The 22,519-nt window shown below is 72.7% G+C and carries 26 protein-coding genes; 14 read left to right on the top strand and 12 right to left on the bottom strand.

Annotated elements, in window-relative coordinates:
- Nucleotides 1-8 precede the first annotated feature (8 nt).
- Nucleotides 9-1,607 (bottom strand): ABC transporter substrate-binding protein, encoded by a 1,599-nt coding sequence (locus ACIRSS_RS10685; protein ID WP_400893158.1) that lies wholly within the window; start codon nt 1,605-1,607, stop codon nt 9-11.
- Nucleotides 1,608-1,749: 142 nt separating this feature from the next.
- Here ACIRSS_RS10685 and ACIRSS_RS10680 point away from each other — a divergent pair, with 142 nt between their 5' ends.
- The 3 genes from ACIRSS_RS10680 to ACIRSS_RS10670 all read left to right on the top strand — a co-directional run bounded on the left by ACIRSS_RS10680 (nt 1,750) and on the right by ACIRSS_RS10670 (nt 5,863).
- On the top strand, nt 1,750-2,490 hold the full coding sequence (locus tag ACIRSS_RS10680; protein WP_400893156.1) for a FadR/GntR family transcriptional regulator: 741 nt from the start codon (nt 1,750-1,752) through the stop codon (nt 2,488-2,490).
- 98 nt (nt 2,491-2,588) lie between these two features.
- Entirely contained in the window at nt 2,589-4,706 is a 2,118-nt protein-coding gene (locus ACIRSS_RS10675; RefSeq protein WP_400893154.1) for a hypothetical protein, read from the top strand.
- A 14-nt stretch (nt 4,707-4,720) separates the two neighbouring features.
- Nucleotides 4,721-5,863: a S8 family serine peptidase gene (locus tag ACIRSS_RS10670; RefSeq protein WP_400893152.1), complete on the top strand. Its 1,143-nt coding sequence runs from the start codon at nt 4,721-4,723 to the stop codon at nt 5,861-5,863.
- Between the two features lie 45 nt (nt 5,864-5,908).
- Here the strand turns inward: ACIRSS_RS10670 and ACIRSS_RS10665 are convergent, their stop codons facing one another.
- The 5 genes from ACIRSS_RS10665 to ACIRSS_RS10645 all read right to left on the bottom strand — a co-directional run bounded on the left by ACIRSS_RS10665 (nt 5,909) and on the right by ACIRSS_RS10645 (nt 10,756).
- On the bottom strand, nt 5,909-6,553 hold the full coding sequence (locus tag ACIRSS_RS10665) for a LuxR C-terminal-related transcriptional regulator (RefSeq protein WP_400893150.1): 645 nt from the start codon (nt 6,551-6,553) through the stop codon (nt 5,909-5,911).
- Nucleotides 6,554-6,555: 2 nt separating this feature from the next.
- On the bottom strand, nt 6,556-6,945 hold the full coding sequence (locus ACIRSS_RS10660; RefSeq protein ID WP_400893148.1) for a hypothetical protein: 390 nt from the start codon (nt 6,943-6,945) through the stop codon (nt 6,556-6,558).
- 10 nt (nt 6,946-6,955) lie between these two features.
- Nucleotides 6,956-8,164 (bottom strand): cytochrome P450, encoded by a 1,209-nt coding sequence (locus ACIRSS_RS10655; protein ID WP_400893146.1) that lies wholly within the window; start codon nt 8,162-8,164, stop codon nt 6,956-6,958.
- A 588-nt stretch (nt 8,165-8,752) separates the two neighbouring features.
- Nucleotides 8,753-10,144: an aspartate aminotransferase family protein gene (locus ACIRSS_RS10650; protein ID WP_400893143.1), complete on the bottom strand. Its 1,392-nt coding sequence runs from the start codon at nt 10,142-10,144 to the stop codon at nt 8,753-8,755.
- Nucleotides 10,145-10,261: 117 nt separating this feature from the next.
- Nucleotides 10,262-10,756, bottom strand: a complete 495-nt coding sequence (locus tag ACIRSS_RS10645) for an Lrp/AsnC family transcriptional regulator (protein WP_400893432.1) — start codon at nt 10,754-10,756, stop codon at nt 10,262-10,264.
- A gap of 170 nt (nt 10,757-10,926) precedes the next feature.
- Between ACIRSS_RS10645 and ACIRSS_RS10640 the strand changes: the two genes are divergently transcribed.
- The gene (locus ACIRSS_RS10640) at nt 10,927-12,294 is read left to right on the top strand and encodes an APC family permease (RefSeq protein ID WP_400893141.1); all 1,368 of its coding nucleotides are present in this window, start codon (nt 10,927-10,929) and stop codon (nt 12,292-12,294) included.
- A gap of 1 nt (nt 12,295) precedes the next feature.
- Here the strand turns inward: ACIRSS_RS10640 and ACIRSS_RS10635 are convergent, their stop codons facing one another.
- On the bottom strand, nt 12,296-12,841 hold the full coding sequence (locus ACIRSS_RS10635; protein WP_400893139.1) for a copper resistance protein CopC: 546 nt from the start codon (nt 12,839-12,841) through the stop codon (nt 12,296-12,298).
- A gap of 126 nt (nt 12,842-12,967) precedes the next feature.
- Between ACIRSS_RS10635 and ACIRSS_RS10630 the strand changes: the two genes are divergently transcribed.
- Genes ACIRSS_RS10630 through ACIRSS_RS10610 form a run of 5 tightly spaced genes read left to right on the top strand, consistent with a single transcriptional unit; the run spans nt 12,968 to nt 16,114 of the window.
- A complete protein-coding gene (locus ACIRSS_RS10630; protein ID WP_400893136.1) occupies nt 12,968-13,387 on the top strand; it encodes a hypothetical protein in 420 nt (139 codons plus the stop codon).
- Nucleotides 13,380-14,555, top strand: a complete 1,176-nt coding sequence (locus ACIRSS_RS10625) for a PPE domain-containing protein (protein ID WP_400893134.1) — start codon at nt 13,380-13,382, stop codon at nt 14,553-14,555. The genes ACIRSS_RS10630 and ACIRSS_RS10625 overlap by 8 nt, the downstream gene beginning before the upstream one ends.
- Nucleotides 14,552-14,839: a type VII secretion target gene (locus ACIRSS_RS10620; RefSeq protein ID WP_400893131.1), complete on the top strand. Its 288-nt coding sequence runs from the start codon at nt 14,552-14,554 to the stop codon at nt 14,837-14,839. The genes ACIRSS_RS10625 and ACIRSS_RS10620 overlap by 4 nt, the downstream gene beginning before the upstream one ends.
- Entirely contained in the window at nt 14,832-15,524 is a 693-nt protein-coding gene (locus tag ACIRSS_RS10615; protein ID WP_400893129.1) for a hypothetical protein, read from the top strand. The genes ACIRSS_RS10620 and ACIRSS_RS10615 overlap by 8 nt, the downstream gene beginning before the upstream one ends.
- Nucleotides 15,525-15,553: 29 nt before the next feature.
- On the top strand, nt 15,554-16,114 hold the full coding sequence (locus tag ACIRSS_RS10610) for a hypothetical protein (RefSeq protein WP_400893128.1): 561 nt from the start codon (nt 15,554-15,556) through the stop codon (nt 16,112-16,114).
- On the opposite strand, the gene ACIRSS_RS10605 is transcribed toward ACIRSS_RS10610, so the two are convergent.
- The gene (locus ACIRSS_RS10605) at nt 16,026-16,811 is read right to left on the bottom strand and encodes a helix-turn-helix transcriptional regulator (protein WP_400893126.1); all 786 of its coding nucleotides are present in this window, start codon (nt 16,809-16,811) and stop codon (nt 16,026-16,028) included. The two genes, ACIRSS_RS10610 and ACIRSS_RS10605, sit on opposite strands and share 89 nt — an antisense overlap.
- 48 nt (nt 16,812-16,859) lie before the next feature.
- Between ACIRSS_RS10605 and ACIRSS_RS10600 the strand changes: the two genes are divergently transcribed.
- On the top strand, nt 16,860-17,633 hold the full coding sequence (locus ACIRSS_RS10600; RefSeq protein ID WP_400893123.1) for an ESX secretion-associated protein EspG: 774 nt from the start codon (nt 16,860-16,862) through the stop codon (nt 17,631-17,633).
- Nucleotides 17,634-17,648: 15 nt separating this feature from the next.
- Here the strand turns inward: ACIRSS_RS10600 and ACIRSS_RS10595 are convergent, their stop codons facing one another.
- The 4 genes from ACIRSS_RS10595 to ACIRSS_RS10580 are packed head-to-tail and all read right to left on the bottom strand — an operon-like array spanning nt 17,649 to nt 19,981.
- A complete protein-coding gene (locus ACIRSS_RS10595; protein ID WP_400893121.1) occupies nt 17,649-18,002 on the bottom strand; it encodes a hypothetical protein in 354 nt (117 codons plus the stop codon).
- Nucleotides 17,999-18,262: a YbaB/EbfC family DNA-binding protein gene (locus tag ACIRSS_RS10590; protein ID WP_400893119.1), complete on the bottom strand. Its 264-nt coding sequence runs from the start codon at nt 18,260-18,262 to the stop codon at nt 17,999-18,001. Before ACIRSS_RS10590 ends, ACIRSS_RS10595 begins: the two co-directional genes overlap by 4 nt.
- Nucleotides 18,259-19,266, bottom strand: coding sequence for a CHAP domain-containing protein (locus tag ACIRSS_RS10585; protein WP_400893117.1), 1,008 nt, complete (start codon nt 19,264-19,266; stop codon nt 18,259-18,261). Before ACIRSS_RS10585 ends, ACIRSS_RS10590 begins: the two co-directional genes overlap by 4 nt.
- A 1-nt stretch (nt 19,267) precedes the next feature.
- Nucleotides 19,268-19,981, bottom strand: a complete 714-nt coding sequence (locus ACIRSS_RS10580; RefSeq protein ID WP_400893114.1) for a transglycosylase SLT domain-containing protein — start codon at nt 19,979-19,981, stop codon at nt 19,268-19,270.
- A gap of 139 nt (nt 19,982-20,120) precedes the next feature.
- Here ACIRSS_RS10580 and ACIRSS_RS10575 point away from each other — a divergent pair, with 139 nt between their 5' ends.
- Genes ACIRSS_RS10575 through ACIRSS_RS10560 form a run of 4 tightly spaced genes read left to right on the top strand, consistent with a single transcriptional unit; the run spans nt 20,121 to nt 22,494 of the window.
- Nucleotides 20,121-20,615, top strand: coding sequence for a L,D-transpeptidase (locus ACIRSS_RS10575; RefSeq protein ID WP_400893111.1), 495 nt, complete (start codon nt 20,121-20,123; stop codon nt 20,613-20,615).
- A 12-nt stretch (nt 20,616-20,627) separates the two neighbouring features.
- Nucleotides 20,628-21,392 (top strand): putative protein N(5)-glutamine methyltransferase, encoded by a 765-nt coding sequence (locus ACIRSS_RS10570; RefSeq protein ID WP_400893108.1) that lies wholly within the window; start codon nt 20,628-20,630, stop codon nt 21,390-21,392.
- A gap of 35 nt (nt 21,393-21,427) precedes the next feature.
- Nucleotides 21,428-21,904: an RNA polymerase sigma factor gene (locus ACIRSS_RS10565; protein WP_400893105.1), complete on the top strand. Its 477-nt coding sequence runs from the start codon at nt 21,428-21,430 to the stop codon at nt 21,902-21,904.
- Nucleotides 21,901-22,494: a methylated-DNA--[protein]-cysteine S-methyltransferase gene (locus tag ACIRSS_RS10560; RefSeq protein ID WP_400893103.1), complete on the top strand. Its 594-nt coding sequence runs from the start codon at nt 21,901-21,903 to the stop codon at nt 22,492-22,494. Before ACIRSS_RS10565 ends, ACIRSS_RS10560 begins: the two co-directional genes overlap by 4 nt.
- Nucleotides 22,495-22,519: the final 25 nt, after the last annotated feature.

Below are 22,519 nucleotides of genomic sequence, written 5' to 3'. Positions count from 1 at the left end.
TTCTCCTCCTAGACCGGCTTGGCCTGGTTCAGGTAGATGCCGGGGTAGCCCTGGGCGTGCACGCCGGTGATCGCCTTCGGGTCCCAGGCCGTGCCGAGCTGGGTGAACACGACCGGGTAGATCACGGCCTGCTCGGAGATCCGGTCCAGCAGCTGCTTGTTCAGCGCGGTCCGCTTGGTTTCGTCCGGCTCGGCCGCGGCCTGGTCCTGCAGGGCGAGCAGCGCCTGGGCGTCGGCGCCGGTGAAGCGGGCGTACTTGCTCGTGAGGATGGACTTGGCGTCGTAGTAGTACCGGATCATCAGGTCGGGGTCGTTGCCGAACTGCAGCGGGTTGTTCGTCGTCGCGACGACCTGGAAGTCGGCGCCCGCGTCCAGCTTCGAGAACAGCGCCTTGGTGTCCTGGCTGTCCAAAGTGGTCTGGACGCCGATCGCGTCCCAGCCCTCCTTGATCACCTTGACGCAGTCGGCGACCAGCGAGGTGTTCGTCGTCGACAGCGTGATCTTGAGGTTGCTCACGCCGGCCTGCTGCAGCAGCTGCTTGGCCTTCTCGGGGTTGTAGACGAAGTCCTGGGACGCCGGCTGCGACGACGGGAGCTTCGGGTTGATGAACGAGGTCCCCGGCGAGCCCGCGCCCTTGAGGCCGATGTCGATCATCTTCTGCTTGTCGATGGCGTAGTGCAGCGCCTGGCGCACCAGGTTCTTGTCGAACGGCGCGTGCGCGGTGTTGAAGAGCAGGAAGAGGTTGTTGCCGCCGTCGGCGAACTCGACCGTGCGGCCGGCCTTGCGCAGCTGGTCGGCGTTGGCGGCCGGGATGTTCTCGGCGATCTGCGCATCCGGCGTGGCACCGGAGATAGCGGCGACGCGCGGCGCGGCGTCCACAATGGACTTCCAGAGCATCTTGTCGTAGGCCGCCGGACGCGGGCCGTTGTAGTCGGCGAACTTCTCGAAGCTGGTGTGCGACAGCGGCGCCTGCTCGACGACCTTGTACGGGCCGGAGCCGACGACCTTGCCGCCCTTGGCGTCGTCCCACTTGCCGTCGTAGACGTGCTTCGGCACGATCTTGCAGCACTGGATCCGCCGCAGCGCGTACGGGAAGGGGAACTTGAGGACGAACTCGACCGACCGCTCGCCGGTCTTGCGCACCTCCTGCAGCCAGTGCGAGAAGAAGCTGTGGATCAGCACGTTCTCCTTCTCGTCGAGCGCGCGGGCGTAGGTGAAGACGACGTCGTCTGCGGTCACGGGCTGACCGTCGTGCCACTTCGCGCCGTCTCTCAGCTCGAACTTCAGGCTGGTGCCACTGGTGTCGGCGGGCAGCGCTTTCGCGAGGCCGGGGAAGGGGGCGCGGGTGATCGGGTCACCCTCCACGAGGGACTCGTAGCAGTGCAGGATCGCGGCCATCGAGAACGCGGACGCCGTCTGCAGCGGGTCCCACGTCTGGTTGTTGCCGTAGCCGATGACGGCGGTCAGCGAGCCCGCCGAGCTGCCGGTCTTGTTGGTGGACGCCGGCCCGCCGCACGCGGCGAGCACGGTCGGGAACGCCAAAGCCGCCCCGGCGAAAGTGGTGTAGCGCAGCAACTGGCGGCGGCTGAGCGACGGGCTCTGGGACATCGCTGTCTCCTGCGGGCCTCGAACGGTAGGACATGGGACGTCCTATGACCGGCGTGAGCCTAGGATGGCTTCGCGTGCCGGTCAACCCTTCTGGACGTATGACGTAGGATGTCCTCTCACGACGCACCCGGGGAGGACAGCAGTGGCCCGTCCGCAGCGCAGCGAAGAGATCACCAAGCGCATCATCGACCTGATCGTCGAGCGGGAGCTCCCGCCGGGGGCGCCCATGCCCACCGAGCTCAGCCTGATGGAGGACATCGGCGTCAGCCGCAACTCCATCCGCGAGGCGATCAAGGCCCTCCAGGCGCTCGGCATCGTCGAGATCCGCCACGGCTACGGCACGTTCGTCGGCTCCGCCGGCTCGGAGTCGCTGCAGACCTGGCTGCTCTTCCGCACCCGCGCCCGCGGCGCGACCGACGTCGGGCGCCTGCGCGACCTCCTGGAGGTGCGCGAGATGCTCGAGACCGAGCTGACCCGCCGGGTCGCCACCGACCACCGGCCCGGCCTGGTCGAGGAGCTGCAGGCCTGCGTCGCACGGATGAAGCGCAAAGGCCCGGACGCGGCGGAGGCGGACCGCGAGTTCCACGACCTCATCTGCGCCGAAGCCGGCTTCGACCTCGCCCGCGAGCTCACCGGCCTCTTCTGGGACGTCTACCGGATCGCCGAAAGCGAGCTGGGCGGGCCCGCATCGTCCCCGACGGCCACGGCGAAGCGGCACCAGGCCATCGTCGACGCGCTCCTGCTGCGCGACGCGGACGCCGCGGCCGAAGCCGTGCACCGGCACTTCGACGAGGTCCGCAAGCGCGCGAAAGCCGGGCCGTACGGCGGTTTCGGCGTCGCGCGGCCGGTTCCCGCCGCACACTCGGAGACTGTGCGTCGTTGAGCCGTTCGAGGTAATTCGGGGAAGATCGAGAACCGGTCTCAACGCCCCGGGCGGCTGGCCCGTCGGTAGTGGTGATCAACCACCACCCGGAGGTGCCAGTGCGAAGAACTTTGTCCGTCCTGGGGGTCGTGCTCGCCGGGCTCGGGGGAATCACTCCCCCGCAGGCCGGCGCCGCGGTGCCCGCGACGTCCGCCACCTTGATCACCGGCGAGCGCGTCAGCGTCCGGACCACCGCCGACGGCCGGTCCCTGTTCGACGTCCGGCCGGCCGCGGGGAAGGGCATGGCGCGGGCGCTGGTGCACCTGCGGCTCGGCGCTCGCGACTACGAGCTCCCCGGCACCGCGCTCCCCTACCTCGGGCGCGGGCTGGACCTGAACCTGTTCGACGTCGGCGCGCTGCTGGCCGGCGCGCCGCTGCCCGCCGACCCGGCGACGTTCGGGCCCGCGCTGGCGAAGCAGTTCAAAGAGGACACCGCGCGCGGGCACTTCGGCGGGCAGGGGCTCTTCGCCGGCGGCGCCCGGTTCGCGCTCCCCGGGGCGCGCCCGGCCGTCCAGCCGCGGTCGGTGATGCGCACGGTGTCGGTCGACGCCACCGACATCGCCGGCCACCCGGCCGACACCGGTGTCGCGTTCCTCTACAACACCGACGACGGGAACCTGCTCGACCCGAACGAGAGCGTCAACTACTTCGCGAGCGGCACGGCGAAGTTCAGCGCCCCGGACGGGAACTACAGCGCGCTCGGCCTGTTCTGGACGGCCGACGCCGACGGCAACCCGACGGAGGTGCGGTTCAGCGCGCAGCCGGAGTTCGCGGTCAAGGCGGACAAGACCGTCCGCGTCGACGCTTCCCGCGCTTCGAGCAAGCTGACGTGGGTGACGCCGCGGCCGGCGCTGCTCGACGACACCGGGTTCCTGTTCCGCCGGGCGGCCAAGACGGGGCCGGCGCTGCTGGTCGACTTCGACGCCGGGCCCGGTGTGCCGATCGCGGTGTCGCCGACGGCCGTCCCGGTGAAGACGGGCGCGCTGCAGACCTACCCGTACAGCAGGCTGGTGTCCCCGCCGGGGCCGGGCACGCCGTACGAATACGTGCTGCAGAAGGCGAGCACCGGCACGATTCCGCGGCAGCGGTACGTGATCACGGCGAAGGACGTCGCCGCAGTCGACTCGACGTACTTCAGCGAGTACTCGTCGCTGGGGTTGCGCCAGCGCAGCGGGATGTTCTCGTTCGAGGACGTCGGCGGCCGGGTGTCGCACCCGATCCAGCTGCCGCGCAAGCAGGTCGAGTACGTCTCGGCGGCGCCGGACCTGCGGTGGTTCGGCGGGTTCTCGAAGTACGTCCTGCCCGGGCCGTTCCCCGGCTGGGCCGGCGGCCAGTACGAGCCGTTCCACGCCTACCGGGGCGGTTCCGCGGTCACCGAGGAGTGGAACAAGTTCCCGCTGCACCCGGCGGGCGAGGTCGCGCTGCTGCCGCCGGACGACGGCAGCGGCCCGGTCGCGCCGGCCGCGACGAGGGCCGGGGACCTGCTGCGGCTGTCGATCACGCCGTTCAGCGACAACCAGCCGGGGCACACCGGGTTCGGCTTCTACGGCGAAGCCCGGGACACCGTCACCGGGCACTACGCGCTGACGCAGGATGGCGCCACGATCGCCGAGGGCAGCCCGGCCGGGGTCACCGAACTCACGCTGGAGCAGCCGGTCGCGTCCAGCCCGTCGACCCTGGGGCTGACGGTCGACGCCGGGCGCACCGGGCCGATGTACCGCCAGAGCACCGCGACCCACACCGAGTGGACGTGGAAGTCGCAGCACGTCGAGGGCGCGGAGCTCCCGGCGGCGCTGGTCTGCGTGCGCCAACGGGGTGGAGTCGACCGGTCGTGCGCGGTCGAGCCGATGCTGACCCTCGGGTACGCCGTCGGCGGGCTGCGTCCGGACGGCTCCACGGTGTCCGGGCCGCAGAGCCTCGACCTCACGGTCGGGCACCTGCAGCAGAGCGCGGCCTCGCCCGTCACCGGCGCGTCGGTCCAGTACTCGACCGACGGCACGACCTGGTTCGACGCGCCGGTCACCGCCCGCGGCGGCGGCGTCTTCCACGCGGACTTCACCGCGGTCACCGACGCCTTCCGCGGCGCGGACGTCTCGCTGCGCGTGACGGCGGCCGACGCGGCCGGAGCCACCGTGACCGAGTCGATCACCGCCGCCTACCACGTCTACCCGGTCTGAGGGGAGTGTCCACAGTGAACAGAAGAGGGATCGGCCTGCTGGCCGCGGCGGTGGCGGTGGCCGGGTTCGCTCCGCCCGCGACGGCCGCGACGGCACCTCGCGCGGCGTGTCCCGACGCGGGACCGGGCCTGCTGCGCTGCCTCACGACGTACTCGCCGGGCGCGGCGCGCGCCTTGGCCGACGGCCCGGCCGGCTGGGGTGCCGACGACCTGGCGTCGGCGTACGGGCTCCCGGCCACACCGGGCCCGGAAACGGTCGTCGGCGTCTCGATCGCTTACGACGCCCCGAACCTGGAGGCCGACCTGGCGGCGTACCGGGCGCAGTACGGCCTCCCGCCGTGCACGACGGCCAACGGCTGCTTCCGCAAGGTGAACCAGCAGGGTCTTTCCGCCCCGCTGCCCGACGCGTCCTTCGGCTGGGCACTGGAGTCCACTTTGGACGTCTCGATGGTGTCGGCGGCGTGCCCGTCGTGCCGGCTGCTGGTCGTCGAAGGGAACACGCCGGGGTTCGCGGACCTGGCGGCGACGGAGGACACGGCGGTTCGCCTGGGCGCTTCGGTGGTGTCGAACAGCTACGGCGCCCGTGAAGGCGGCGCGCCGCTGGCGTTCGCGAGCCACTACCGGCACCCGGGCGTCGCGGTGGTGGCGTCGTCGGGCGACGCGGGCTTCACGGCGGCGAGCTACCCGGCGGTCCTGGCGACGACGATCGCGGTCGGCGGGACGTCGCTGGCCCGCGACCCGTCGTCGGCGCGCGGCTGGACGGAATCGGCGTGGCAGTACGGCGGGAGCGGCTGCTCGGCGTACATCGCGAAGCCGTCGTGGCAGCGGGACACCCACTGCGGCAAGCGCACGGTGGCGGACCTCGCCGCGGCGGCGGAGGACATCGCGATCCACTACACGGACGCGGGCGGCTGGCTCCCGGTGAACGGCACGAGCGCGTCGGCGCCGTTCGTCGCGGGGCTGATCGCCCGGTCGGGGCACGCATCGGCGCCGTCGGACGTGTACGCGAAGGCGTCGTCGTTCACGGACGTCACGGCGGGGAACAACGACCCGTCGGGTGCCGGCAAGAAGTGCGGCGGGGACTACCTGTGCGTCGCGGGCCCGGGCTACGACGCCCCGACGGGAGTGGGGGTGCCGAACGGCCTGACGGGCTTCTGACCGGCGGTCGTGAGTGGGAAACAGGGTTCTAACCCTGTTTCCCACTCACGACCCCGGGCGGCACAGTCCCCGTTCGTACGCCAGCAATCCCGCCTCGGTCCGGTGCGCGCACCCCAGCTTCCGCACCACCTGACCGACCAGCCCCCGCACTTCCGGCTCCCCCACGCCGAGCCGCGTCGCGATCTCCGCGTTCGACAGCGCCGAGCCGATGCCGATCAGCACCTCCCGCTCCCGCGCGGAGAGCCGGTCGACGCCCGCGAGCCGCTCGTCGCGCGGGCCCGACAACCGGATCGCCGCCGAGACCAGCCGGCGGGAGGCGTCCGGGGAGAGCACCACGTGACCGTCCGCGGCCAGGCGGACCACCTTGATCAGCTCGTTGCGCCGGGCCGAACGCAGCACGTACCCCGATGCCCCGTCACGCAGGGCGCGCAGGATGCCCGCGTCGGAGTCGAACGTCACCAGCGCCAGCACCGCCGGGCGGCGGAACACCGGCCCCAGCGGCCCGAGCCGCAGGTCCAGCAGCACCACGTCCGGCAGCCGGCGGCGCAACGTCGTGCGGGCGGCGGACGCGTCCGGGACCGAGCCGATCAGCTCGATGCCGTCCGCGTCGCCGAGCAGGGCGCCCAGCCGGGTGCGCACCGCCGGGTCGCGGTCGGCCACCAGGACCCGGACCGGCGGCGGGGGCAGCACCGTCAGTCCTTGGGCCGCAGGCGGATCAGCGGCAGGTCGGTGCGCGACGCGCCCACCAGGTCACGCCCGCCCGGGCCGCGCAGGCGCAGCTCGCGGAACCGCACCGAAGACAGCTGCGCCGCTTCGATCGGGTACACGTCGCCGTAGCGCTTGATCTTGTCGACCAGTTCCTTGCCGAGCAGCTCGACCAGCCCGGCGTGCCGCGTCGAGCCGCCGCCGAGGGGCACGTCGAGCTGCTTGCGGACTTCGGGGAACCGCTGGTCCAGCTCGACCGCCAGCTGGTGGATGGTCACGTAGGCCGGCCCGAACTCCGGCGCGTCCGGTCCCGGCGGGATCTCCTTCAGCACCTTGACGAGCTTGTCGTCCATCCCGAGCTTGTCCCACAGCGTCACCGCCGCAGGTCTACCAGAGGACCGGCACGCGGTCCACTCCCCCGGTGACCCGGTTGGCGCGGATCTCCAGCTCGTCCACCGGCACCGCGAGCCGCAGCCCGGGGAACCGGCGGAACAGCGAGCCGAACACCACGCGCAGCTCCGTGCGGGCCAGGCTCGCGCCGATGCAGAACCAGCCGCCGTAAGCGAAGGAGACGTGCGAATTCGGCTTGCGCCCCGGATCGAACTCCCCGGCGTGCGGGAACACGGCCGGGTCCCGGTTCGCGGCCGCCAGGGCCAGGACGACGGCGTCGCCGCGGGCGACCGTCACGCCGCCGAGCTCGACGTCGTCGTGCGCGTACCGCAGGACGCCGAGCCCGCCCGGCGCGGACAGCCGCAGGATCTCCTCGACCACGCCGTGCACCTGCCCGTCGGGGTCGGCGACGAGGGCGTCGCGCCGCGCGAGGTCGCTGAGCAGGAGGAGGACGCCGAGGTCGATCCGGTTGGAAGTGGTCTCGTGGCCGGCGAACAGCAGACCGGCGGCGAGGCGGGCGAGGTCGTCGTCGGTGAAGGCGGGATCGTCGGCCTGGGCCCGGACCATGTCCGAGACGACGTCCTGGCCGGGCTCGCGCCGCTTGGCCGCCGCGAGCCGGCCCATGTAGCCGGCGAACTCGTCGAGGGCGGCGTCGGCGCCGGAGCCGATGTCCATCCGCCCCATCCGCTCGGACAGCACGCGGAAGGTGTCGCGGTCTTCGTAGGGGACGCCGAGCAGCTCGCAGATGACGAGGACGGGCAGCGGGAAGGAGAGGTGTTCATGCAGGTCGACGGGCTCGTCCCCGCGCCGGGCGGCTTCCATCGCGGCGAAGCAGCCGTCGGCGAGCTCCTGCACGTGGCCGGCGAGCCGCCGGATCCGGTTGGCGGAGAAGGCGGGCACGAGCATCCGCCGCATCCGGGCGTGCTCGACGTGCTCGGTTTCGTGGTCGCCTTGCGGCCGGCTGAGAATGGCGGCGTCCGACAGCGCCGACGCTCGTTCGGGCGCGGGGTGCGAGCGGCCGAAGCGCGGGTCGGTGAAGACCGCGCGCACCTCGTCGAACCCGGTGACGAGCCAGGCCGGATCCCCGGTGGGCGTGGTCACGGGCACAACCGGCCCCTGCCGGCGCAGCACCTCGAAGAGCGGAGCGATTTCCAGGACGTTCGGCCGCTCGAAAGGCAGGCGCGGGCTGTCCGTGGTCGCGGTCATCGGGTCTCCTCCCCAGGCGCGGCCGGAGAAGGCGAAAGCGGGCGGCCGGTCACCGGCCGCACCCCCCGGTCCCCCTGCGGTCCACGGTACTCAGAAACCCGGGCAAGAGCGGGGAACGCGCGATTCCCCGCCCTTTCGGGCCAACGCCGCGGAACTGTCGGTGTCCTCCGCTAGCGTGGATACCGGGGGCCGGAGGCACGCCCTGCGTTGATCTCGCAGCGGCATGGCTGAGCGAAGGTCGACCGCGCCAAGGCAACCAGCCCGGGCTCAGCCGAGAACAACGCCCGTGGGCGAACCGAGCCGAGCCCGGCCCGCCGACAACGTCACGGCCCGCCTTCCCCGAGCCGCCCAGCTGAAGACCGCCGCCCACCGCACTCGCGACCGGAGGCGAAGCCCGGCGCTGATGTCGCACCGGCTCGAGCCGAAACCCGGCACCGGCGAAGGCGCCCGCGCCAAGGCAATCAACCTGGCACAGCCGAGAACAACGCCCGTGGGCGAACCGAGCCGAGCCTGACCCGCCGACGACGTCACGACTCGCCCTTCCCCGAGCCCGCCCAGCCGAAGACCGCTGCCCACCGCACTCCCGACCTACAGCATTTTCCAAGCCCGAGTAAGCGTGTCCCGCAGAATCTGCTCCATCTCGTCGAACTCAGCCTGGCCGCAGATCAACGGCGGCGACAGCTGCACCACCGGCTCGGCGCGGTCGTCGGCCCGGCAGTACAGCCCCGCCTCGAACAGCGCCTCCGACAGGAACCCGCGCAGCACCCGCTCCGACTCCGCGGCGCTGAACGTCTCCTTGGTCGCCTTGTCCTTCACCAGTTCGATGCCGTAGAAGAACCCGGCCCCGCGGACGTCCCCGACGATCGGCAGGTCGGTCAGCTTGTCCAAAGTGGACCGGAACGCATCCTCCGAAGACAGCACGTGCTCGTACAACCCCTCACGCGCCATCAAGTCCAGGTTCGCCAACGCCACCGCGCACGACACCGGGTGCCCGCCGTACGTCGAGCCGTGCATGAACGTGGTCGAACCGCGGGTGAACGGCTCCATCAACCGCTCCGAAGCCAGCACCGCCCCCAACGGCGCGTACCCGGACGTCAGGCCCTTCGCCGTCGTGATGATGTCCGGCTGGTACCCGTAGCGCTTCGCGGCGAAGTCGTACCCCACCCGGCCGAACGCGCAGATCACCTCGTCGGACACCAGCAGGACGTCGTGCTTGTCGCAGATCTCGCGCACCCGCTCGAAGTACCCCGGTGGCGGCACGAAACAGCCACCGGTGTTCTGCACCGGCTCGAGGAACACCGCTGCGACCGTGTCCGCGCCCTCGAACTCGATGGCCTGCTCGATCTGGTCGGCGGCCCAGCGCCCGTAGGCGGCGTAGTCGTCGGCGTGCTCGGGCGCGCGGTAAAAGTTTGTGTTCGGGACGCGCAGGGTGCTCGGCACCAGCGGCTCGAAGTCGGCCTTCGCGCCCGGGATGCCGGTGATCGACAGCGCGCCCTGCGACGTCCCGTGGTAGGCCAGCGCGCGGCTGATGACCTTGTGCTTCGTCGGTTTCCCGACCAGCTTGAAGTACTGCTTGGCCAGCTTCCACGCCGTTTCGACGGACTCGCCGCCGCTCACGGTGAAGAACACCCGGTTCAGGTCGCCCGGGGCAGCGGACGCCAGCCGGGACGCCAGTTCGATCGCCGTCGGGTGCGCGTGGCCCCACAGCGGGAAGTACGCGAGCTGCTTCGTCTGCCGCGCGGCGGCTTCGGCGAGCTCCTCGCGGCCGTGGCCGACCTGGACCGCGAACAGGCCGGCGAGCCCGTCCAGGTAGCGCTTCCCGCGGGCGTCCCAGATGTACGGGCCTTCGCCGCGCACGATCACCGGGACGTCGGTCTCGTCGTAGGCGGAGTGGCGGGTGAAGTGCATCCACAGGTTGCTGCGGGCCGCCCGGGCGAGGCCGGCGGCGTCGACGGAGGCGAGGTCGGCGGTAGTGGTCATGTCTCGGTTATCGCACGCCCAGAGCCGCCGAAGCAAGCGATTCAGTCGTCCAGCCGAACTTGGCCGACTAATTCAAGGTCATTTATCGCAGCCCACCTTCGGATTTAGTCGTCACCCTCAGCGAGAGCCCCACTGGTAGGTCTGTTTCCGCAGCTTGAGGTACACCATCGCCTCCGCGTGCCGGACGCCCGGCAGCGCGCGGATCCGCGTCGAGATCAGCTGCAGCAGCGCCTCGTCGTCCGCGCAGACGGCCTCGCACAGCAGGTCGTAGCGCCCGGCGCAGAGGATCACGTACGCGATTTCGTCCATTTCGGCCAGTGCGTCGCCGACCGGTTCGAGGGGTCCGTCGACGGTGATCGCGATCATCGCCTGCCGGAACAGCCCGACCTGCAAGGGATCCGAGACGGCGACGATCTGGATGACGCCGGAGTCGGACAGCCGCTGCACCCGCTGCCGCACGGCGGCCTCGGACAGGCCGACCGCCTTGCCGATCGTCGCGTACGCGCGCCGTCCGTCCTCCTGGAGCTGCGCGATGATCTGCCGCGAGATGTCGTCGAGCACGGGCGGCGCGGGCCGGCTCGGGGTGTCCTGGCTGCTCACGCCCCGGATCATCCCCGACGCGGGCGACACAGGGCAATCCCGGCACGCCGTCACAACCCGTGACTAAATCCGAAGGCCCGCGCGTAGGCAGACGACGATTTCAGTCGAGTTTGTGGCGTTGACAACACCGAATCGGTGCTGTTCCATCCGTCGCACCTTGACCCAGGCCGGAGGGAACGCCCATGCCCCGCACTCCCGCCCCGCCCGACGTCGCCGCACCCGCCGAAGCGAAGAAGACCCTCACGCGCTCGATCGGCGTCGGCGGCGGCACCCTGCTCACGCTCAGCTGCGTGACGCCGGCGTCGTCGCTGTTCGTCCTCGTACCCCCGCTGTTCGCCGACCTCGGCACCGGCACGGCGCTCGCCATCGCCCTCGCGGTGCTGCTCTGCATCGGGATCGCCTTCTGCTACTCGGAACTCGGCACGTTGGTGCCGAGCGCGGGCGGCGAATACGCGATGGTGACGACGGTGGCGAACCGCTTCGCCGGCTGGCTGACGTTCATGCTGTCGTTCATCGTCATCCTCGTCGTCCCGCCGATCATCGCGATCGGCGTCGCCGACTACGTCGCCGCCGTGGCCGACATCGACCCGTCGGTCGCCGGCGCGCTCGTGATGCTCGCGTCGACCGTGATGGGCCTGCTGAACCTGCGCTCCAACGCCTGGATCACCGGGATCTTCCTCATCATCGAGATCGTCGCGATCTTCGCCGTGTCGCTGCTCGGGTTCACCCACGCGACGCAGAGCCCGGCCGTGCTGCTGAAGCCGACCCTCGGGACGAACCCGATCGGGCTGATCGCCGTCGTCACCGGGCTCGCCGTCGCGTTGTTCGTCGTGCAGGGCTTCAGCACCGCCGTCTACCTCGCCGAGGAGATGCGGGAGCCGCGCAAGACCGTCGCCCGCACCGTGTTCTGGACGCTCGGGATCAGCGCGCTGGTCATCCTCGTCCCGGTCGTCGCGGTGACGCTCGCCGTGCCGGACGCCGCCGCGCTCGCCGGCGTGGACCTCACCGCGCTGGTCACGGGCTGGAGCAATTCCGCTGTGGGCACTGCGATCAGCCTGTGCATCGCCGCGGCGATCGTCAACGCGGTGATCGTCATGGTCATCCAGAACTCGCGCGTCCTCTACGCCTCCGCGCGCGACCAGGCGTGGCCGACGCCGGTGAACCGCGCGATGAGCGTGGTGAGCGACCGGTTCGGCGCGCCGTGGGTGGCGACGCTCGTGGTCGGGCTGTCCGAAGCCGTCCTGTGCTTCGTGCCGGTGGACACGCTCAGCGGCGTCACCGGGGTCGCCGTCGTCGCGCTCTACCTGAGCGTCGCGGCCGCTACGCTGCGCGGCCGCCGGGCCGCGCACCGGAAGCCGCACGTCTGGCGGATGCCGGCCTGGCCGGTCGTGCCCCTGCTCGCCGTCGGCGCGCTCGCCTACGTCCTGGTCGAGCAGAGCGCGCTCGACCTCGGGATCACCGCCGGCGTGCTGCTGGTGTCGGCGCTGTACTGGTGGGGCTACCTGCGCCGCCGTCCCGAGCGGTGGGTCGTGACGGTCCCGCAGGAGTAGCTCAGTCCTTCCGGCGGCCCAGCAGCTGCCGCAGCCCGACGACGATGACGGCGAGCAGGCCGGCGATCGCGACCACGGCCCAGATCCAGCCGGGGATGCCGGTGTCCACCGCGGCCGGGGTGGCGGGCGCCTGGGCCTGCGCGGCCGGTGTGGGCACCGTCGTCGCCGCCGGGGCGGCGGCCGCCGCGAGGGTGAAGTGCACGGTGCCGGTGAGGTTGTCGCCGTCCTTCGCGATCACTTTCCAGGTCAGCGTGTAGGCCTGGGCCGGTCCGGACGGCGTCACCGGCGCGGTCACGACCGCCCCGGCCACGGTGGGCGTGCCGACCGTCCAGGCGGTGCCGTCGCGGCCGGTGACCTTGACGGCCTCCGGCGGCAGCGTAACGGGCTCCTCGAAGGTCAGCTTGACCTCGGACGGCGCGGCCGTCAGCGAAGCGCCTTCGGCGGGTGAGCTCGACGCCAGGTCGGTGTGGGCGGCGGCCGGGCCGGCCAGCACGACGAGTCCGATGAGGGCGGCGAGAACGGCTCCGAACGCACGACGCGGGATCATCCGGACATCCTGCCCTATCCGCCCGTGCAGTCTTCGTGTCCACCCGTGCACCCGGGTGGGTCGCTCTTCTCAACGCGGCGGGCATTGGCCAGGATAGGACGCCTGGGTGGCGAGGGAGGAACCTCCATGGCGACTGTGCGCGACGAAGCCGACGCGCGGCGGCAGCTGCAGGCGGAACGGCGGCGAGAGAAGGACGAGCTGGTCGTCGCGGGGCCGGTGACCGGCGGCATCGAGCTCCACTACGGCGGGGTCGACGACGCCAAGAGCGCCATCGACGCACACCACGACGAGCTGTCCCGGCACCTCGAAACGGCTCGCGGCCTCGACACCGAGCTCGCCAACGGCAAAGGGCCGGTCGCCCACTGGATGCGCCGCTCCTTCGCGGTGCGCGGCGGCGCCGAGGCCGGCGGGGTCCAGGCGGCGCTGCAGTCGTACCTGAACGAGCTGGCGACGCTGCGGCAGACGCTCGACACCGTCGTCGCGATGCACCAGGGCAACGACGAAGAGGCCGCCGCGACCCTGCCGCCGGGGGACGTCGATGCCTGAGTTCTATTCGACCCACCACGCCCCGACCGCGCGGCAGCGGGCCAAGGCCCGGCGCGTCCGCCGGCAGAAGACCGTCAACGACCGCGAAGCCACGTTCGGCAAGATCAACTGGGACGCCTACGAGCACCGCGAGCTCTGGGACATGACGCAGTCGGCCATCCCGGCGGAGCTCGAGCAGCACGCGGCCTGGTGGAAGCAGGTGGCCGAAGGCGTCGACGCCGCGACCAAAGACGTGTCGGCGCTGGTCGGGAAGCTGCAGGAGTCGTGGAAGGGGCCGTCGGCGGACCAGGCCGCGGCGTCGGTGGACCGGCTGACCGGCTGGGCGGCGACGGTGGGTGAGAACGCCCAGCGCGTCGGCTCCGGGCTCGCCGAGTACACGTCGGTGGTCGGCGAAGCCAAGCACCGGATGCCCGAACCCGTGCACTACTGGGCCGAGCGGTGGTTCAAGCAGGGTTACGCGGTGAAGCGGCTCGACGGCCCCGAGGGCACGTACATGCTCGACCAGCTGCTCGACGACAAGCTGCCGACGAAGCAGGAAGCCGACGCCGCCAAGGCCGAGGCGGTCCGCGTGATGGAGCAGTACGAGAGCGCGAGCCACGACGTCCGCCACCGCCTGCCGCCGGAGTTCGACACGGCCCCGCCGGTGACCGCGAGTCCTGGCGCCGCACCGGTGCCGCGGCCGCCGGGGCCCCCACCTGTGCCTCCGCCTGCTCCTCCGAACGACCCGGCTCCCCCGCCGCACGCCGGACCCCACGACGAATCGGGCGCCGGACCGGGCGACTCGACGTCGACGGCGTCCGCGCTGCCGCCGACGTTCGCCGGCATCGGCGTCCCGGGCGCGCTCGACGGGGTGATCGGCGCCGCCGCCCCGGGCTCACCGACGAACGGCTACGGCCCCGGTTTCGCAGGCATACCGGTGGCCGGGACGCCGGGTTCCGGCGCGCTCGGCGAAGGCGGACGAGCCGGCACGGGACGTTTCGGCGGCGGGACAACGGGTTTCGGACCGGGAGGCACGGGCGGCCGCGGCACGGCGGGCGGGTACGGCATGTACCCGCCGGGCCAGGGAACGCGGCGCGAAGAGGACACCGAGCACCGCGACAAGTACGCGAAGGGCTACGACCTGCTCGACGACCTCCCGCCGGCATACCCCCCGGTGTTCGGCGAATGACCGGCTTCCACGCGGACCCGGCGGCCCTCGAGGCGCTGGCGTCCCGGCTGGAGGACACCGCGGAGGAGTACCGCTCGGCCGCGCATTCGCTGGCGACACCGGACGACCTCGGCCCGGGGCCTATTTCGGCCGCACTCGCCGCGCTGACCGGCGAGTGGTCCAGCCGGGTAAAAGCGGTGGAGAAGGATTTCTCCACCGCGGCGGCGAGTGTCCGGACAGCCGCGAAGGCTTACCAGGCAACGGATGCCGCGGCGGCTGAAGAGCTGGACAGAGCCGATGGCTGAGTTCCGCGGCCTCGGCTTCGACCCGGTCCCCGGCAGCGCCGACGCCGTCGCCGAAACCGCCCGCCGCTACGCCACCACCTCCACCCGGCTCGAGGACATCCGCTCCCCCGGCGCAATCCCCGAGTGGGCAGGCCGCTCCGCGCAGGCACTGGCCGCCCGCGCCGAGCGCGCCGCCACCGACCTGGCCGCCACCCGCGAAGCCCTCCGCGCCGCCGCCGGCGTTCTCGAAGACTGGGCCGGCACCCTCGTCGCGAACCGCCGCCGCGCCGAGGACCTCGACCGCCGGGCCACCGCGGCGCGCCAAGCCCTGACGACCGCGCACGACGACGTCGAACGAGCCGAAACCGAAGCCCAGTTCTCCCCCGCCACCGAACCGAACCTCACCGCCGCCCGGGCCCGGCTGACGGCCCGCCAAGACGACCTCGACCGCGTCCTCGCCGAAGCCCGCGACCTGGAACGCGCCCACCGCACCGAAACAACTCGCGTTGCCGAGCGGCTGCGCGCCCTCGGCGACGGCGCCCCCTTGCCGCAACCACCCGGCTTCGCCGAAGTCACCACCCACCTGGAGACCTTCTCGGCCGTCGGACGCGAACTGGGCGGCACCGTCGCGCGCACCCCCAAGGCACCGGTCACGCCGCCGCCGGGGGCCGTCGGCGCGTTCGCCGCGGCGCTGGGTGGCCGGTGAAACTGCCCGCCGTTCCGGGGATCACCCCGGTGACCCTGGACTCCGTCGAGCGCACGACGGCCGAGCTGCACGCGCTCATGGCCCGCCTGCGCGGCCCCGACGCCGCCCGCAACCTCGGCCTGGAAGCCGCCGCCGTGCAGTGCGCGGAGATCGCCCACGAGCGGCGGGCCGGGCTGCTGGCCCTCGTCGAACACCGCGACGCCGACCCCGCGCTGCTCATCGCCGGCGTCGTCCCGGTCGACAACCCCGGCGAGGCCGCCGATCTCGGGTACTTCATCGCCGACCACGCGCCCGGCATCCGCGAGGTGAGCACCGCGCAGACCGGCCGGGGCTACCCGGTCGTGATCGTCGAGCGGATCGGGCTGTCCGGCGCGCAGCTGCAGGCCGTCGTGCTCGACCCGGACCGGCCGCGCGCGGCCGTGTTCACCCTCCACTCCCCCGGCGGCCGCGGCTGGCTCGAGGTCGCCGGGCTGGCCGGGACGCTCGTCGCCGGCGTCGACCTCACCCCCGCAGCGCCCGCTCCCGGAACTCGCGCGGGGTCCGGCCGGTCGCCTGGCGGAACGTCCGCGAGAAGTGCGGGGCGCTGGTGAACCCGCAGTCGCGCGCGACCTCCGCGATCCCGCGCCCGGCCTTCGCCGGGTCGGCCAGCACCGCCTTCGCGCGCTCGATCCGCAGGCCCTTCAGCCGTTCGGAGACGCCCTGGCCGTCGTCGAACAGCTGGTACAGCCGGCGACGCGAGATGTACAGCGCTTCGGCGATCTTGTCCGCGCTGAGCGACTGCTCGCCGAGGTGCGCGCGCATGTACTCCAGGGCTTCGCGCCGCCGGGCCGCGAGCGCGTCGACGCGGTCGAGTTCGACGCGCAGCGCGCTGCGCAACACCAGTTCGGCCAGGCCGAGCAGGTGGTGGGCGAGTCCGTGCGGGTCGAGCCGCGGACCGGCCGCCACCACGTGCGCGACCGCGCCGGCGAACAGCGAACGCAGCGGCGCGTCGACCTCGACCGGCCGGAACATCAGCGGCCGCAGCTCGGCGAAGGAGATCGACAGCTTCGCCGCCGCGACGGTCAGCATGACGACGCCGGAGGGCTGCAGGTGCAGCGTCGCGTCGGCGAACGTCAGCTTCGCGCCGGCCTCGGCGACCGCCCGCGGGACGGGACAGCGCAGCAGCAGCTGGACGTCCTCGGGGTCGCCGCGGCCGCCCAGGATCGCGGCGCGCGCGGCCGCCGCGCCGGACGCGCGGACGACGAGGTACCCGCTCGCGGGGACGTCCATCGACTGCGGCTCGGCCATCGGCACCATCGTGCCCGACGGCGGCCGTTCGGCACGGGAAGGGGGACCATGGCGCGGCGCACCGCGACGGCGGCGGGAGTGATCCTGTCGCATCTGGAATTCGATCTCCTCTGGGAGGACCTGGGGCCGGGCGGGCCGCCGCCGTACCCGTTCGACGTGCCGTCGCACGGCGCGACGCACGCCGAGCGCGACGACCTGGGCGTCCAGGTGTTCGCCGGCCTCGCCGACGCGGGTCTCACCGACGGCGAGGACGTCGACCCGGAGCTGGCGGACCTGGTCGTGCTGCTGGGTTCGCCGTCGCTGAGCGTCGACGCGCTGGTGCTGGGCGAAGCGCCCTGGCGCCTGCTCGCGGCGGCCCGGGACGGCGCCGGAGTGCTGGCGGTGCTCGACGACCGCGACCTGGTGCTGGAGCCGGTGCGCCCGGCCGGCCTGGTCGCCGCGGTGGCCCGGATGCTCGGCGACGCCGAACCGGGCCCGGGTGACCAGCTGCGGCTCCCCCGCGCCGCGTACTCGGCGGCGATGGACGCCTACGCGCGCAGCGGGTACGACGCCTTCGAGCGGGCGTTGAGCACGGCCGGGATCACCGGCCGCGCGGTCCGTCCACTGGCGACGCTGGTGACGGCGGAGCGGTACGCGGCCGGCCAGCTGGCGGCGACGGGCCCGGCGGGCCGGAGCCCGGTACTGGCGTGGTTCGACACGGCGGCGGGCCGGTACGCGGTGACCCCGGAGAGCGTGGGCGGCGAGCCGTGGGTGACGGTGACCCCCGCCGACAGCGCCTGGCTCGCGGACCGACTGGGGCGTCTGGTCGACGAGGTCCACTGAGCGGTCGGCCGGTCGTCACGTCGCCCAGGTCACCGGGAGCAGCGAGTCGTCCTCGGGCTCCGGTGGGCGGCGCGGTCGCGCGGGCTCGTCCGGCAGCAAGCCGCCCAGCAGTTCGCGTCCCTGCCGCAAGGACTCCGCTCCCGCCTCCGACGCCAGCCGCCGGATCAGCCCGGCCAGCTCCCCCGGCGGCTTGTTCAGCGCCCACCGGTCGAAGCGCAGGTCCACCAGCGCCCCGTGCAGATCGACGACCACCGACACGCCGTCATCCGCCGCCGAGGCGCGGATCGCCGCCAGCCGAGCGCCGTACCCGGGCTCCGGGGCCGCGAAAGCGTCGTCGGCCAGCTCCAAAGCGGTGCGCGAGTCGTTCACTGCGCCCGCCAGCTGTCCGGCGTGGTCTCTTCCGCCGCTTCTCCGGGCTCGGGCAGGCCGAGAGCGGCCACCCCGTCCTGGTTGTGCCACAGGGAAGCCGTGGCCCGCGCCGACGCGGCCGCCGTCAACAGGAGGATCCGCCGCGCCAGCTCGTCCGGCTCCAGCCGCAGCGCCGCGGCCTCCAGGGTCAGCTCCTGCAGCGCCCCGCCGGGCGCGACCTCGACGGCGACCGTCCGGTCGGCGGCTTTTCCGGTGATCACGGGTGCACCCCTCCGTAGAACGTCGACGCCGAAAGCGTGTGCGTGTTCCGGCGGACGGCGTCCCCGGAGTTGCCCTCGATCATCGTGACCTGGTTCCCTTCGACCTTCTCGACGATGCCGATGTGCGTGCTCGTCGACGTGTTCTGCGGGCCGGTGCCGAAGATCAGCACGTCCCCCGGCTTCGCTTCGTGCAGCGCGTTCTTGCCGTACGCATGGCCGTTGCGCTCACCCCAGTGGTAGACGTCGCCGCTGAAGGGCAGGACCGGGATCCGCACGCCGGCCTTGCGCCACATCGCCGTCGCGAACGAAGAGCACCACGCCGCGGTCGGCCCGTACGGGTTCCGGTTGCTGCCGGGCGGGTTCTCCCGGACGCCGAGCTGCGTGCGGGCGGCGTGGACGATGTCCTTGCCCCGCCCCGAAACCTTGCTCGGGTGCGTCGTGTGCACCGTCTTGTCCACGACCTCGTCGTGGGTCAGGTCCTGCCGCAGCTCGTGCAGCTTCTTCGCCGCCGCCTTGAGTTCCGCGTCGACGTGCCGCAGCGTCGAGGCCGACTGCCGCGTGTACCGCGGCGCGAGGTCGGCGGCGTGCCCGACGGCCCGCATCAGCGCGGCCTGCGTCCCGGCCGCGACCCCCGCGTCGAGGACCTGCTTGGCCTGCGTGGTGTACTCGTCGACGAGCCGCTGCACGGCCGTGTGCGCGCTGTCCACTGTGGACGCCACGTGGGCGACGACCTTCTCCGCCGCCGCGCCGGCCGCGCCGGTGACCCGCAGTTCCTTCGTCAGTTTCGCGCTGTTGTGCCGGAAGCCGTCGGCGCCGCGACCGTGCCAGTGCTCCAGGACGGTGGTGCTTTCCCCGTGGTAGGCGTCGTGCTGGGCGTCCAGCGCCCCGGCCACCTGGTGCAGCGCGTATTCGGCGCGGACGGCGTCCTCGGCCTTCCCGGCGAGCTTGTTGCGGTGCGCGACGAGGTCCCCGGCGAAGGAGTGCGCGAGCGCGGTGGTGTCCATGTCAGCCCTTCCCGTTCAGCGCGGCGGCGGTGGCCGTCTCGTGGTCGCGGTAGGACTTCGCGGCCTTCCCTGCCGCCGACGCGAGCCCGTCGGCGTGCGCGCCGACACCCTTGACCTGCCGTTGCAGCGCCAGCCCGAACCCGGCGAGGGCGTCGGCGAAGCCGGTTTCCTCGCCGATCTTCCCGAAGCTGTCACGGGCGATCTCGCGGACGTCGCGCAGCTGCCCGGTCGCGGTGCCCAGCGTGTCGGCGACGTGCCGGGTGCGGCTCACGTAGGAGTGCAGCACCGTGTCGTCCACGCGGAGCGGGCTGCCGCTCGCGCTGCTGCCGCTCTTCCCGTGGTGTTCCGTGACGTCCCGGGCGGCCTTGCGCGCGGCCGCCAAGTGGTGCTGGTACGCCCCGTTCGTGTACGTCGACCAGGGCGTGAAGTCGTGGCCGCCGCCCGAGATGCTGTGGGCGACGCGGGCGTTGGTGTCCGGGTCGAACAGCCGGTCGTCGGACTTCAGGTGGTACTGCCGGCGCCGCTCCGGGCCGAGCGCGCCCAGCATGTTGATCTGCCAGAGGCCGTAGGAGTCGTCCGGCGGGGTGGCGTTATGCGCGGTCGTCCGCCCGCCGGACTCGGCCAGCGCGACCGCGACCGCCGTGGTCAGGCCCGGGCCGCGGAACCCGGCCGCGTAGGCGTGCCGGGCGATCTGCTCGGCGCTCAGCTTCGTCATGGTTCGACCTTGTCCGTCCGGGTACCCGCTCCGGTAGCCGCGGTGCACGCAGGGACAACCCGGGTGCACGCGCGGCTCAACCTCCGGGGCCGCTCGCCCGTACTGACCACCGGGAGGTCCTTCGGTGAGGGGAAGACGGATGCGCGGTACCCGGGTGGTCACCCTGCTGGGGTTGACGCTGGTCACGGCGTCGTGCGCGGCCCCGCGCGCGACGACGCCGAGCCCGATCGCGGAACCCGCGCCGCTGGTCGCTTCGATCCCGCCGACCACGACCACCCCGCCGCCGGCCCCACCCTGCGCCGTCACGACCGGCGCGTGCGTGAGCCTGGCGCAGCACCTGGCCTGGCTCCTGCGGGACGGCCGGGTCGTGCACGGTCCGGTTCCGGCCGGGTTCGGGCCGCCGGACCAGACGACGCCGGCCGGGTCGTTCCACGTCGTCTGGAAGGACCGGGAGCACACGAGCAGCGAGTACGGCACCGACATGCCCAACTCGGTGTTCTTCGCGGCCGGCGGCATCGCCTTCCACGCCGGGCCGCTCGACGCGCCCTCGCACGGCTGCGTCCACCTCACCGACGCCGATTCGGCCGCGTTCTTCGACGGCCTGAACGTCGGGGACGCGGTGCGGGTCCAGTAGGCTCGTTCCCCGTTGGACACTTCAGTTGTCGTTTCCCGCCTGCGCGCGGCGGGCTGTGTGTTCGCCGAGGACGAGGCGGACCTGCTCGTCGCGGCCGCGTCGACCCCCGCCGAGCTCGGCTCGCTGGTCGAGCGCCGGGTCGCCGGGCTGCCGCTGGAGCACCTGCTGGGCTGGGCGGAGTTCCGCGGCCTGCGGATCACCGTGCGGCCCGGGGTGTTCGTGCCGCGCCACCGCACCGAGTACCTGGTCGACGTCGCCGTCTCGCTGGCGCCGCCGGACCCGGTGGTACTGGACCTGTGCTGCGGCTCCGGCGCGCTGGGTGCCGCGTTCACCGCTTCGGTGACACCCCGTGAGCTGCACGCGGCCGACGTCGAACCCGCGGCCGTCGCGTGTGCGCGGGTGAACCTCCCCGGCGCCTCGGTGTACGAAGGCGATCTCTACGACGCGCTGCCGTCGTCCCTGCGCGGCCGGGTCGACGTGCTGCTCGCCAACGTGCCGTACGTCCCGTCGGAGGCCGTGGCGACCATGCCGCCGGAGGCGCGCCTGCACGAACCGCGCGTCGCGCTCGACGGTGGTCTCGACGGCCTGGACCTCGCCCGCCGCGTCGCGGACGGGGCCCCGCGCTGGCTCGCGCCGGGTGGGACGCTGCTGGTGGAGACGAGTTCGCGCCAGGCGCCGGTGCTGAGCGGGATCTTCGCCGCGGCCGGGCTCGCGCCGAGTGTGCACGAGTCGGAGGAGCTGGGCGCCACCGTGGTCACGGGTACCACGAAGGTGTGACCTCACATTCCCGCGGACCCGGACGTCTACAGGGTGTGATCGTGAAACCGTTCGAGCAGATCGTGGCCGAGCACGGGCCGATGGTCCTGCGCGTGTGCCGGGCCGTCCTCGGCCAGGCGGACGCCGAAGACGCCTGGTCGGAGACCTTCCTGGCGGCCCTCAAGGCGTACCCCGAGCTGCCCGCCGACGCGAACGTCCAGGCGTGGCTCGTCACGATCGCGCACCGCAAGGCCATCGACGTCACCCGCGCGCAGGCCCGCCGCCCGCTGCCCGTGGGCGAGGTCCCGGACCACCCCGGCCGCGCCGACGCCTGGAACGGCGACCTGTGGGACGCGCTCGCGAAGCTGCCGGACAAGCAGCGCACCGCCGTCGCCTACCACTACCTGGCCGGGCTGCCCTACCGCGAGATCGCGGAGATCACCGGAGGCACCGCCGACGCCGCACGCCGCGCGGCCGCCGACGGCGTCAAGGCCTTGCGGGCCGTCTACCCGCTGGAAGGAGCGCACTCATGATCGACGTAACCTGGCCGTTCTCGGGGGACATCCAGGTAGTGCCGCACTACATGCACGAGCGGCTCAACGCGGAAGCGGAGCGCGAGGGCCTGCTGGACGTCGCGTACCGCACGTTCGACAGCCCGGTCGGATCCCTGCTGCTGGCCGCGACGAAGGAGGGTTTGGTCAAAGTGGCGTTCGACCGCCAGGACCACGACGCGGTCTTGGAGGCCCTGGCGGCGGCGATCAGCCCCCGGGTCCTCCTGGCACCGGCCCGCCTCGACGCGGCGGCCCGCCAGCTCGACGAGTACTTCACGGGCAACCGCCGAAGCTTCGACCTGCCCCTCGACTTCCGCCTGGCGCGCGGGTTCCGCTTGTCGGTGCTGGAGCACCTGCCGGAGATCGACTACGGCCACACGGAGAGCTACGCCGAGGTGGCGGCGGCGGCCGGAAGCCCGAAGGCGGTCCGCGCGGTCGGGACGGCGTGCGCCCTCAACCCGCTGCCGGTGGTCGTGCCGTGCCATCGGGTGGTGCGGTCGGATGGGTCGTACGGGCAGTACGCGGGGGGCGAGGAAGCCAAGCGGACACTGCTCACCCTGGAGGCGGCTTGAGGGCGCGGAGCAGGTGACGGGGGCG

The sequence above is a fragment of the Amycolatopsis sp. NPDC101161 genome (assembly GCF_044768185.1).
In the GTDB taxonomy this organism is placed as follows: Bacteria; Actinomycetota; Actinomycetes; order Mycobacteriales; family Pseudonocardiaceae; genus Amycolatopsis.
This window is presented reverse-complemented; position numbering and strand designations above follow the sequence as displayed.

Excerpts from the sequence above, each read along its gene's own strand:
- ACIRSS_RS10630 (WP_400893136.1), top strand. The coding sequence starts at position 12,968 with ATGGCGACTGTGCGCGACGAAGCCGACGCGCGGCGGCAGCTGCAGGCG.
- ACIRSS_RS10585 (WP_400893117.1), bottom strand. The coding sequence starts at position 19,266 with ATGGACACCACCGCGCTCGCGCACTCCTTCGCCGGGGACCTCGTCGCG.
- ACIRSS_RS10640 (WP_400893141.1), top strand. The coding sequence starts at position 10,927 with ATGCCCCGCACTCCCGCCCCGCCCGACGTCGCCGCACCCGCCGAAGCG.
- ACIRSS_RS10615 (WP_400893129.1), top strand. The coding sequence starts at position 14,832 with ATGGCTGAGTTCCGCGGCCTCGGCTTCGACCCGGTCCCCGGCAGCGCC.
- ACIRSS_RS10650 (WP_400893143.1), bottom strand. The coding sequence starts at position 10,144 with ATGACCACTACCGCCGACCTCGCCTCCGTCGACGCCGCCGGCCTCGCC.
- ACIRSS_RS10580 (WP_400893114.1), bottom strand. The coding sequence starts at position 19,981 with ATGACGAAGCTGAGCGCCGAGCAGATCGCCCGGCACGCCTACGCGGCC.
- ACIRSS_RS10575 (WP_400893111.1), top strand. The coding sequence starts at position 20,121 with ATGCGCGGTACCCGGGTGGTCACCCTGCTGGGGTTGACGCTGGTCACG.
- ACIRSS_RS10600 (WP_400893123.1), top strand. The coding sequence starts at position 16,860 with ATGGCGCGGCGCACCGCGACGGCGGCGGGAGTGATCCTGTCGCATCTG.
- ACIRSS_RS10655 (WP_400893146.1), bottom strand. The coding sequence starts at position 8,164 with ATGACCGCGACCACGGACAGCCCGCGCCTGCCTTTCGAGCGGCCGAAC.
- ACIRSS_RS10620 (WP_400893131.1), top strand. The coding sequence starts at position 14,552 with ATGACCGGCTTCCACGCGGACCCGGCGGCCCTCGAGGCGCTGGCGTCC.
- ACIRSS_RS10645 (WP_400893432.1), bottom strand. The coding sequence starts at position 10,756 with ATGATCCGGGGCGTGAGCAGCCAGGACACCCCGAGCCGGCCCGCGCCG.
- ACIRSS_RS10685 (WP_400893158.1), bottom strand. The coding sequence starts at position 1,607 with ATGTCCCAGAGCCCGTCGCTCAGCCGCCGCCAGTTGCTGCGCTACACC.
- ACIRSS_RS10625 (WP_400893134.1), top strand. The coding sequence starts at position 13,380 with ATGCCTGAGTTCTATTCGACCCACCACGCCCCGACCGCGCGGCAGCGG.
- ACIRSS_RS10605 (WP_400893126.1), bottom strand. The coding sequence starts at position 16,811 with ATGGCCGAGCCGCAGTCGATGGACGTCCCCGCGAGCGGGTACCTCGTC.
- ACIRSS_RS10635 (WP_400893139.1), bottom strand. The coding sequence starts at position 12,841 with ATGATCCCGCGTCGTGCGTTCGGAGCCGTTCTCGCCGCCCTCATCGGA.
- ACIRSS_RS10560 (WP_400893103.1), top strand. The coding sequence starts at position 21,901 with ATGATCGACGTAACCTGGCCGTTCTCGGGGGACATCCAGGTAGTGCCG.